Annotated in this window: 6 protein-coding genes; 4 read left to right on the forward strand and 2 right to left on the reverse strand. The window is 28.9% G+C overall.

Translation table 11 applies throughout. From position 1 onward, the window contains the following. Positions 1–132: 132 nt before the first annotated feature. A complete protein-coding gene (locus KGF45_RS14410) occupies positions 133–2,748 on the forward strand; it encodes a cell wall-binding repeat-containing protein (RefSeq protein ID WP_227842786.1) in 2,616 nt (871 codons plus the stop codon). Between the two features lie 126 nt (positions 2,749–2,874). Then, the gene (locus tag KGF45_RS14415) at positions 2,875–4,545 is read left to right on the forward strand and encodes a GGDEF and EAL domain-containing protein (RefSeq protein WP_227829687.1); all 1,671 of its coding nucleotides are present in this window, start codon (positions 2,875–2,877) and stop codon (positions 4,543–4,545) included. Positions 4,546–4,647: 102 nt separating this feature from the next. Here KGF45_RS14415 and pflA read toward each other — a convergent pair whose 3' ends face one another. After that, positions 4,648–5,382 carry a pyruvate formate-lyase-activating protein gene (pflA, locus tag KGF45_RS14420; protein ID WP_227842787.1) on the reverse strand — a complete coding sequence of 245 codons (735 nt, stop codon included), beginning with the start codon at positions 5,380–5,382 and terminating at the stop codon, positions 4,648–4,650. A 159-nt stretch (positions 5,383–5,541) separates the two neighbouring features. Then, positions 5,542–7,773, reverse strand: coding sequence for a formate C-acetyltransferase (gene pflB / locus KGF45_RS14425; RefSeq protein ID WP_227839505.1), 2,232 nt, complete (start codon positions 7,771–7,773; stop codon positions 5,542–5,544). 360 nt (positions 7,774–8,133) lie between these two features. On the opposite strand from pflB, the gene KGF45_RS14430 reads away from it, so the two are divergent. Together KGF45_RS14430 and KGF45_RS14435 are read left to right on the forward strand one after the other, a co-directional pair. Beyond that, positions 8,134–9,129, forward strand: a complete 996-nt coding sequence (locus tag KGF45_RS14430) for a calcium/sodium antiporter (protein ID WP_227829684.1) — start codon at positions 8,134–8,136, stop codon at positions 9,127–9,129. Positions 9,130–9,219: 90 nt separating this feature from the next. Continuing rightward, entirely contained in the window at positions 9,220–10,833 is a 1,614-nt protein-coding gene (locus KGF45_RS14435; protein WP_227829683.1) for a DEAD/DEAH box helicase, read from the forward strand. The last annotated feature ends 554 nt before the right edge of the window (positions 10,834–11,387 follow it).

Consider the following 11,387-nt stretch of genomic DNA (forward strand, 5'->3'; position numbering starts at 1 on the left):
TTTAATATTTATATAAGAATAAGATTTTAATAATTATAAGAAATACTGATATAGATTTTATCAGTATTTCTTTATTTTACAAATTACAAAATGAAAAATAAAATTAATTTTTATATAAAGGGGAGGGTTTTGATGAATAAAAAGTTAAAAAAGTTAACTATATGCATACTTACATTTGCTATAATTCCTTTAAATTATTCAAATGTTTTTGCTGATTATGATTTAAATAAGATATTTAATAAGCAGATTCAAGATAAAAGCTTAAGGCGAGTTAATAATATTACAATAACTTATGATGATAATGGGGCTACTGGAGGAACGATAAATGAAGCTATATTTAATGGGGGAAATGTTATTCCTGGACCAGTAATAACAGGTCCAAAAGTATATGACCTTGATAAGTTTGATTCTTATTTAGCGTTCAGTAATAATCTTACAAGAGCAAACTATCATACTGATGCTTGGAGTGTCTCAAGGGACCATTTGGCAAGTGGTACTCAACCATATGGAAGCGGAGAAATTCTAATAGGAACAGATATCGATAGAGATACAACACTTTATGCCATTTGGATTCCAGACTTTTTACAAGTAAGATATAACGGAAATGGAAATACTTCAGGTAATGTTCCATCAGATTCAAATAAGTATCATCAGAATGCTACTTTGCAAATTAAAGGAAATGAAGGTGACCTTAAAAAAACAAATTATAAACTTACAAAATGGAATACAAAAGCTGATGGTACAGGAACATCTTATAATTTAGGCTCAAGTTTTGAGGTATTATTAAGGGATTATGACAATTTTAACGTAGATCTTTATGCACAATGGGAGTATGATTTACAACTTGATGGTAATGGAGGCTCAGGTACACTGCCAGACTTACCAAAGCCAGGAGAGGCTGACAAATTCCCAGGGTCAGGTGGACTTATCAATGGTGATGAAGAATTCATAGGGTGGAATACAGAAGCAGATGGAAGTGGAACATCTTTCAAAGAAGGTGACACTATTCCGCCAAATATCGCAGGAGATACGATATATGCACAATGGGGATATAAATTAGATTATAACTTAAATGGAGGAACAGGAAGTATATCAGAAGAAAAACATAAAAAAGGCGCTGAAGTAACTGTTACAAGTCAGATACCATCTAAATCTGGAGCAATATTTATGGGATGGAATACAAAAAATAATGGTGAAGGGACTTCATACAAAGATGGTGACAAATTTAACCTTACAAAAAATACAACTTTATTTGCACAATGGAAAGAAGAATGTAGAGTAACATATGATAAAAATGGAAGTACAGGTACAGCGCCAATAGATAATAATATATATGGAAAAGGAGATGAAGTTACTATACTTGGTGATAATGGTTTAGTAGCACCTTCTGGTAGAGGAGGAAATTTTTATTGGAGTACAAAAGCAGATGATACAGGCAGTAGGTATAAAGCAGGAGAAAAGTTTAACATAAAAGATACAAATACAACTCTTTATGCATTTTGGACAGATAAATACAGAGTTAAATATGAAAATAATGGTGGACAAGGAGATGTACCTGAAGATGAACTGCATGATGGAAATACAAATACAAGTGTAAAAGCGAATACAGGAAATCTTACAAAAGAAGGGTACAAATTTATTGGATGGAATACAAAACCAGATGGTAGTGGAACTCCATATAAAGGTGATGGAAGTGATATAATTAATGTTGATGATAATATAGTACTTTATGCGCAATGGGAGAAGATACCTGATAACCAAGGAGATAATGATAATTCAGGTGGAAATAGTGGTGGAAACAGCGGAGGAAGTAGTGGAGGTTCATCCACTAATACAACTAGTCCATCAGAAGAAAATTTAACAGGTGATGATAGATACAAAACTGCTATAAAAATAAGTAAAAGAGGTTTTGAATCAGCTGAAAATGTGATACTAGTAAATAGTACATCAATACCAGATGCTCTATCAGCAACTCCATTTTCATCTACTAAAAATGCACCTATTTTATTAACTGAAAAAGATAAATTAAATGCAAATACAGAAGAAGAGATAAAAAGATTAAAAGCAAAAAATATTTATATAATAGGTGGAGAAAATACATTAAGCTCTGATTTAGAAAAAGAATTAAAATTAAAAGGGCTTACTATTATAAGAATAGGTGGAGTAGATAGATATTCAACTTCTCTAAGACTTGCTAAAGAAATAGATAAAATAATAGATGTAGAAAAAGTATCTGTAGTCAATGGACATGACGGATTAGCAGATGCAATAAGTGTTGGTGGCATTTCAGCACAAAATAAAACTCCAATAATTCTTACAAATGTAAAAAATGAGATAACATCTATTAAAAAATTTATAGATGAAGAAGAAATATCAAAATCTTATATTATAGGAGGAGAAACTTCTTTGCCAAAATCTATAGAAAAACAGTTTCCAAATCCAAAGAGAATAGGTGGAGAAGATAGAAATAAAACAAATTCAAAAGTAATAGAAGAGTTTTATAAGGATAAAGAACTAAGAAATCTTTATGTAACAAAAAATGGGATGTTAAGAGAAAATGATTTAATAGATGCTTTAACAGTAGGTGTTTTAGCAGGTAAAAATAAATCACCAGTAATGATTGTAGAAAAATCACTTGATGAGTCTCAAAAAACTTTAGTTAAAAGTAAGAAATTTGATAAGATAACTAAGGTAGGAGGAAATGGAAATGAAGATGCATTTGATGAGATAAAAAGATTAGTAAAATAGTATAATCTAAATAAGAATATTTTGTTGATTAAACTACACCAATAGTAATAAATTATAACCCTACTTTATTTTTATTATAAGTAGGGTTATAATCTTACTATATTACTTATATTGTAGGGGGAAAAGATGAGAGAAGAATCGAACTCTTTAAATTTAGATCATATAGAAATTTTCTTTGAACTTTTGTCTCAAAGCACAGAAGATTATATATTTTTTTGGGATATAAATAGGAATAAATTTAAAATTTCTTCAGCAATTTTTGATGAATTTAACTTAAGTAAAGATATGGATTCTGATGTAGTCAATTGTTGGAGTAAAATTGTTTATCCAGATGATGTCAAAGTATGGAAAGATGATATACAAGCGTTGGTAGATGGAAAAAAAGATGAACATAATTTAGAATATAGATTAATTAATAAATATGAAGAAGTAGTATGGATTTCTTGTAGAGGTAAGGCTTATGTATCAGATGACCAAAAAACTATAATTATAGTTGGTAGAATAAAAAATATAGGTGAAAAGAATAAATTTGATTCTATCACAGGAACATGGAATAGAGAACAATTTGAATACAGAATGAATTGTATTATAAAAGAGAAAATCTATACAAGTGGAGCTATATTTATCATGGATATTGATAATTTTAAAAATATAAATGAGAAATATGGGCACTCTTATGGTGATAAGGTTTTGCGTGCAATTGCTACAGAAGTTTTAGAATATTTACCTAAGGATGTTAGATTGTACAGATTAGATGGAGATGAATTTGCATTTTTTTACCCTATGTGCAATAAAGAAACGATAGAGAACTTATATGAAAAAATACAATTGTATACAAATACTCAGCATGAAATCGAATCAAATAAATATTATTGTACAGTAACTGCGGGGGTTGCTATGTATCCAGAAGATGGAGATAATTATTTGGACTTATTTAAACATGCTGACATTGCGCTAGATATCGCAAAAATGGGTGGTAAAAATAGAATGAAGTTTTTTTCAAAAGAACTCTATGAAAATAAGTTGAAAGTAATTTCAATGCAACAGAAATTGAGAGAGTGTATTGAAAATGATTTTAATGACCTTGAGTTATTTTTCCAGCCACAGGTAGATGCATCTACCAAAAACGTTATAGGAGCAGAGGCACTTTTGAGATGGCATTCAAATACTTATGGAGAAGTATCTCCTGTTGAATTTATACCAATACTAGAACAAAGTAATCTGATTATACCAGTAGGAAAATGGATTATAAAAGAGGCCGTAAAACAGTGTAAAGAATGGCATAAAGTAAATCCAGCTTTCAAAATATCTGTAAATGTATCGTATATTCAATTAAAAGAGGATTTTTTTAGAGATTTTATAATAGAATGTTTGATAGAATATCAATTAAAACCTGAATTTTTGATTTTAGAACTAACAGAGAATTGTTGGATACCAGATATAAATTTATTGAATGACAAGTTTATCAGTTTAAAAAGTATTGGAGTACATATTGCAATTGATGATTTTGGTACTGGGTATTCATCTTTAAATTATCTTAAAGAGTTATCTGTTAATATAATAAAGATTGAAAGAAGTTTTGTTAAGAATATTACATATAATAGTTATGAACATACCTTTCTAGAATATATTATTAAATTAGCTCATATTATCAATTTGAAAGTTTGTGTTGAGGGTATTGAGTCTTATGAAGAATACAATATAGTGAAGAGTTTAGGTGTAGATATTATTCAAGGTTTTTTATTTGGTAGACCTGTAAGTGCATCTGAGTTTTATAGACTTAAATTATCAAATTGATGAGTGTAGATAAAGTATATTAAAAATAAGGTAAAATATAAGGTTTTTTAAATCGTATATTTTACCTTATTTTATTGTGATAGTTATTAATCTCAAGGAGTATTAGCTATTATATACTTTTGCTCCAAACTTAGAGATTATTTCACTAGCTTTTTTAATATCTTCTTTGGTAGCATCAGGAACATCTTTTAACTCATAATCGATGCCTAAATTTTCCCATTTGTGTATTCCCATAGAATGATATGGTAGCAATTCGAATCTCTCTACATTTTTTAATGTAGCAACGAATCTACCTAATCTTTCTAAGTTATCTATATCATCAGTAATCCCAGGAACTAAAACATGTCTTATCCATACTGGAATATTTCTTGATTCTAAGTGTTTAGCAAGTTTTAAAGCTTTATCCATACCCACGCCAGTCAAATCAATAGACTTTTCTTCAACCATATGTTTTAAATCAAGCAAAACTAAGTCAGTATTATCTAAAACTGAGTCTATAGTTTCTATATCTACAAATCCAGATGTATCTAGACAAGTGTGTATGTTATTTTCTTTAGCTTTTTTAAATAGTTCACTTAAAAACTCTGGTTGAAGAGTAGACTCGCCACCAGAAGCAGTAATACCTCCACCAGAAAACTTCATAAAAGAAGTATACTTAAGAGCATCAGTTATTATTTCATCAACTGTATATTCTTTTCCAGATTTGGTATCCCATGTATCTCTATTATGACAGTATTTACATCTAAGAGGACATCCTTGAAAGAATAGTATGTATCTTATTCCTGGGCCATCTACAGTACCAAATGTTTCTATAGAGTGTACTTTTCCCTTAATCATAGAGTTCACCTCACAATATATTTTGATAACTTTATTAATAGTTATAATATTTCTCTAAAAAAGGCCATCTTATACCAGAAATAATCCGAATATAAGATAGCCATTTATTTTTATTTTCTACACAGTAGTAATCTTAGCTAAAGTATAAAAATTTAAAGACTAAGCCATTTTACCGTGGAATGTTCTGTTTATAACATCTAATTGTTGTTCTTTAGTTAATTTTATGAAGTTAACTGCATATCCAGAAACTCTTATAGTTAATTGTGGATATTCTTCTGGATGTTCCATAGCATCTTCTAAAGTAGCTCTATCAAATACATTAACATTTAAGTGATGAGCATTTTGAGCGAAGTAACCATCCATCATTGCAGAAAGATTATTTATTCTTTCAGCCATATCTTTTCCTAAAGCACCAGGTACTATAGAGAAAGTATTAGATATACCATCTTGAGCATGCTCATATGGTAATTTAGCAACTGAAGATAATGAAGCTAAAGCACCATTAGTATCTCTACCATGCATTGGGTTTGCACCAGGAGCAAATGGAGCACCAGCTCTTCTACCATCTGGTGTATTACCAGTTTTCTTACCATAAACAACATTTGAAGTTATTGTAAGTATAGATTGAGTAGGATAAGAATTTCTATAAGTTTTATTTTTTCTTATCTTATTCATGAAGCTTTCAACTAGCTCTACAGCTATACTATCAACTCTATCATCGTTGTTTCCGTATTTTGGATAATCTCCTTCTATTTCGAAATCAACAGCTATTCCTTGTTCATTTCTGATAGTCTTAACTTTAGCATGTTTTATAGCAGATAATGAATCCGCACAAACTGATAATCCAGCCATACCACAAGCCATAGTTCTAAATATATCTCTATCATGTAATGCCATTTCTAATGCTTCATAAGAGTATTTATCATGCATATAGTGTATTACATTTAAAGTATTTACATATAAGTTTGCTAACCAATCAGTAAATGGTTCAAATTTACTCATAACTTCATCAAAGTCTAAATACTCAGAAGTTATAGGCTCAAATCTTGGCCCAACTTGAGCACCAGATTTTTCATCAATACCACCATTTATAGCATATAATAAAGTTTTTGCTAAGTTAACTCTAGCTCCGAAGAACTGCATTTGTTTACCTATTTTCATTGCAGATACACAACAAGCTATACCGTAATCATCTCCCCAGTATGGTCTCATTAAATCATCATTTTCATATTGAACTGAACTTGTATCTATAGATACTTTAGAACAGAAATCTTTGAATCCTTGAGGTAATTTAGTTGACCATAAAACTGTTAAGTTTGGTTCTGGTGATGGTCCTAATGTATATAGAGTATTTAACATTCTAAATGAGTTTTTAGTAACTAATGTTCTACCATCTACTCCCATACCTCCTATACACTCAGTTACCCAAGTTGGGTCTCCAGAGAATAAGTTGTTGTAATCAGGAGTTCTTAAGAATTTAACCATTCTTAATTTCATAACAAAATGGTCCATATATTCTTGTAATTCTTCCTCTGTTACTGTTCCAGCTTTTAAATCTCTTTCAAAGTATATATCTAGGAAAGTAGATGTTCTACCTAAAGACATTGCAGCACCATTTTGGTCTTTAACAGCAGCTAAATAACCAAAGTATAACCATTGTACAGCTTCTTTTGAGTTAGTTGCTGGTTTTGATATATCAAATCCATAAGATTCAGCCATCTTTTTAAGTTCGTTTAAAGCTGATATTTGTTCAGTTATTTCTTCTCTTAGTCTTATAACTTCTTCATCCATACAAGAAACTTCTAATGATTTCTTTTGTTCGATTTTATCTTCTATTAAGGCATCAACACCATATAAAGCAACTCTTCTATAGTCACCTATTATTCTACCTCTACCATAAGCATCTGGAAGACCTGTTATTATACCAGATTTTCTAGCAGCTCTCATTTCTGGAGTATATGCGTCAAAAACTCCTTGGTTATGTGTTTTTCTATATTTAGTGAATATTTCTTTTATTTCAGGGTCTAATTCATATCCAAAAGCATCACATGAATTTTCAACCATTTTTATACCACCATATGGCATAACCGCTCTTTTTAAAGGGGCATCCGTTTGTAATCCAACTATTGTTTCTAATACTTTATCTAAATATCCTGGAGCATATGCAGCTATTCCAGAAATAGTTTTTGTATCTACATCTAAAGTACCACCATTTTCTCTTTCTTTTTTAAATAAGACCATTGCTTTGTCCCATAATTTTTTAGTGTTTTCAGTAGCACCAGCTAAGAAAGAGTCATTTCCTTCATATGGAGAATAGTTTAATTGTATAAACTCTCTGACATTTACTTCTTTAGTCCATCTTCCTGTTTTAAATCCTTGCCATGCATTCATTAAGTATTTCCTCCTTAGATTTAAATGATAAATAATGTTATTAAAATTAATTTTTATATACTTAATTTATTTTATATATTTTTTAAAAAATATATTTTCTAATATAATAATAACATATTATACGTATCCTGTATACATGAAAAATAAAAAAATGTCGTTTTAAAGTATAAAACAAATTATATGTTAGTAATGTGATGAAATTATACCCATATATTAATAAAATGAAACAAATAAATGTCTAAATTAATAAGGTAATATTTGAAAAAATTATAAATTAGAAATAAATAAATCTCAGTACAAAAAAGAAAAAGCATACATCTTTACAACTTGAATATTTATTTAATAGGGGGAGGTGATATATTGTTTATCACAGTGATATTATTTTTAGTAGGTTTCCTATTAATTACTAAAGGCGCAGATATCTTTATAAATTGTACTGTAGAGATAGGTAGAAAAACGAATATTTCAGAAATTATACTTGGAGCAACTATTGTTAGTTTTGCAACAACATTGCCTGAATTTACAGTGTCATTACTTGCTTCTATTGATGGTCACACTACAATGAGTTTAGGAAATGCAATTGGTTCTATAATATGTAATACAGGATTAGCATTAGGGTTAGTTGTTTTTATAAGTCCATTTAATGTAGATAAAAAAATGTTTTTTTCTAAGTCTTTACTATTAATAGTATCTGTTATAGTTTTAATTTTATTGGGGTTAGATGGAGTTATAACAAGAGGAGATTCATTATTACTTATAATAATATTGATTTTTTATATGGTTAATAACTATAAGAGTGTTGTAGGGAAATCGCATACTAAAAATAGAGGTGTTCAAAAAGATACTATTAAAGAAATACCTACAAAGAAGAGTAAACAGTACAGAGGTTTCTCTATAGCAGAAATCATAAAAATACTAATAATTTTTGCTACAGGCTTAATAATGATGATAATAGGTTCTCAAATTCTTATAGAGAGTGGTGTAAGAATAGCTAGTTTTCTTAATATACCTCAAGGTATAGTGAGTTTGACTATAATAGCACTTGGAACTTCTTTACCAGAGATAGTGTCTTCAATTACTGCCATAAGAAAAAATCATCATGAAATATCTGTAGGAAATATTTTAGGTGCAAATATATTGAATATAGTATCAGTAATAGCTGTATCAGCAATACCAAATAACATACCAATATTATCTCAAAATAGAAAACTTGATATACCATTTATGATATTATTATTGTTATTAGTAATAGTACCAACTCTTAAATCAAATAGACTTAGTAGATTACAAGGTATATTAATGTTATTTACATATTTTATATATATATCAATTTTGTATTTTATGTATATTATTTAATCATACTGTTAAAAATATTAATTGCAGAATATCCTAAAAAAGTATATAATGGATAGGTTAAGATTAATTGATAACGGAGAGGAATAATATATGAATATAACAAAGTTTGAAGATTTACCAATAAATGAGGGAATAAAAAAAGCTATAGCTGAAATGGGGTTTGAAGAGCCATCTCCTATACAAGCACAGTCTATACCTGCAATTTTGTCAGGTAAAGACGTTATAGGACAAGCACAAACTGGTACGGGGAAAACAGCAGCTTTTAGTATACCTATACTAGAAACAATAGACCCAAATAATAGAAGTTTACAAGCTGTAGTACTTTGCCCAACAAGAGAACTTGCAATACAAGTATCTACAGAAATAAGAAAACTAGCTAAATACTCGTACGGAATAAAGACATTACCTATATATGGTGGTCAACCAATAGATAGACAGATAAAATCTCTAAAGAGTGGTGTGCAAGTTGTAATAGGTACACCTGGACGTACAATAGACCATATTAATCGTAAAACATTAAAGATGGATAATGTAAAAATGATTATACTAGATGAAGCAGACGAAATGCTAGATATGGGATTTAGAGAAGATATAGAAATGATTTTAAGTAAGATTCCTGAGGAAAGACAAACAACTTTCTTTTCAGCAACTATGCCAAAAGGAATTTTAGATTTGACTAAGAGATATCAAAAAGACCCAGAACATATAAAAGTTGTTAGAAAAGAACTTACAGTTTCAAATACAAAACAATATTATATAGAAACTAGATCATCAAATAAATTGGAAGTATTATGTAGATTAGTTGATGTGTATGACCCTAAATTGTCAGTTGTTTTCTGCAATACTAAGAGAAAAGCAGATGAATTAGTGGGAGATTTACAAGCAAGAGGATATTTTGCAGATGCATTACATGGTGATTTAAAGCAAACACAAAGAGATATAGTAATGGATAAGTTTAGAAATGGTACAATAGATATACTTGTTGCTACTGATGTTGCAGCTAGAGGTATAGATGTTGATGATGTTGAATGTGTATTCAACTATGATTTACCACAAGATGAAGAATACTATGTTCATAGAATTGGTAGAACTGGTCGTGCTGGTAGAGAAGGTATGTCATTTACTTTTGTATTTGGAAAAGAAATGAGAAAGATGAAAGATATAGAAAGATATACTAAATCTAAATTAATCAAGCATAATATACCAACAATAACTGATGTTGAAGAGAAAAAAGTAGGTACTTTCTTTGCACAAGTTAAACAAACTATAGAAGAAGGTCATTTAACTAAACAATTACAATGGTTAGAAAGCTTCTGTAATGATGAAGATTATGCAATGGTTGATATTGCTGCTGCACTTGTTAAGTTATCTCTAGGTGAAGAAATGAAAGAAGAAATAATAGAAGAAAAACCTAGAAGAGAACGTGGAGATAGAAAAGGTGTTACTGGAGCTAAAGATGGTATGATTAGATTGTTTATCAATATTGGTAGAAATCAAAGAATACAAGCTAAAGATATCGTTGGTGCTATAGCTGGAGAAGTTGGAATACCAGGTAAAATGGTAGGGACTATAGATATATATGATAAGTATACTTTTGTTGAAATACCTAAAAAAGATGCAAAAACAGTAATTGAAAAAATGAAAGATATTAAGATAAAAGGTAACAAAATTAATATAGAAAAAGCCAACAAAAAGAAAAAATAATATATAGTATATAAAAATATAATCGAAAGATATATAAAATAGTATATTGAATATTTAAAAAGCCTAATGTGTTTTCAAAACAGATGATAAGTAATCTGTAAGAGTCAACAACATAAGGCTTTTATTGTTTTATATAATAGTATTATTAAAGACATTTTAAATTTTGTTTGTACTTTATTTCTGTAAGTAGAAAAAATACATTAGAAAATAAATAATCAAATAAAAATTAATTAATCGCTTAGAATTCTTTGTAATCCATACGGTTAACAGAATTTTTATGTTTATACTGGCAAAGGGGAAAGCATTGAAAACTAGATTGAAATGTGTAAAGAGTATATTATAATATAATGTGTTTATAACTTTCAAATATAGCACTAATATAATCATATTATAAGTAGGTTATAGATAAAAATCAATTTAACTTATCAAGTTAACTTTTAATGTGATACAAAAGAGAAAATGAAAAATGTCTAAGGATTTAAAATTAATTTTTAAACTTAGTAAAACCTTTCAATTACTGTATCTTAAAGATAAAGTAATTGAAAGGTTTTTTA

Origin of the sequence: Clostridioides sp. ZZV14-6154 (genome assembly GCF_020657785.1) — a bacterium.
Lineage (GTDB): Bacteria > Bacillota > Clostridia > Peptostreptococcales > Peptostreptococcaceae > Clostridioides.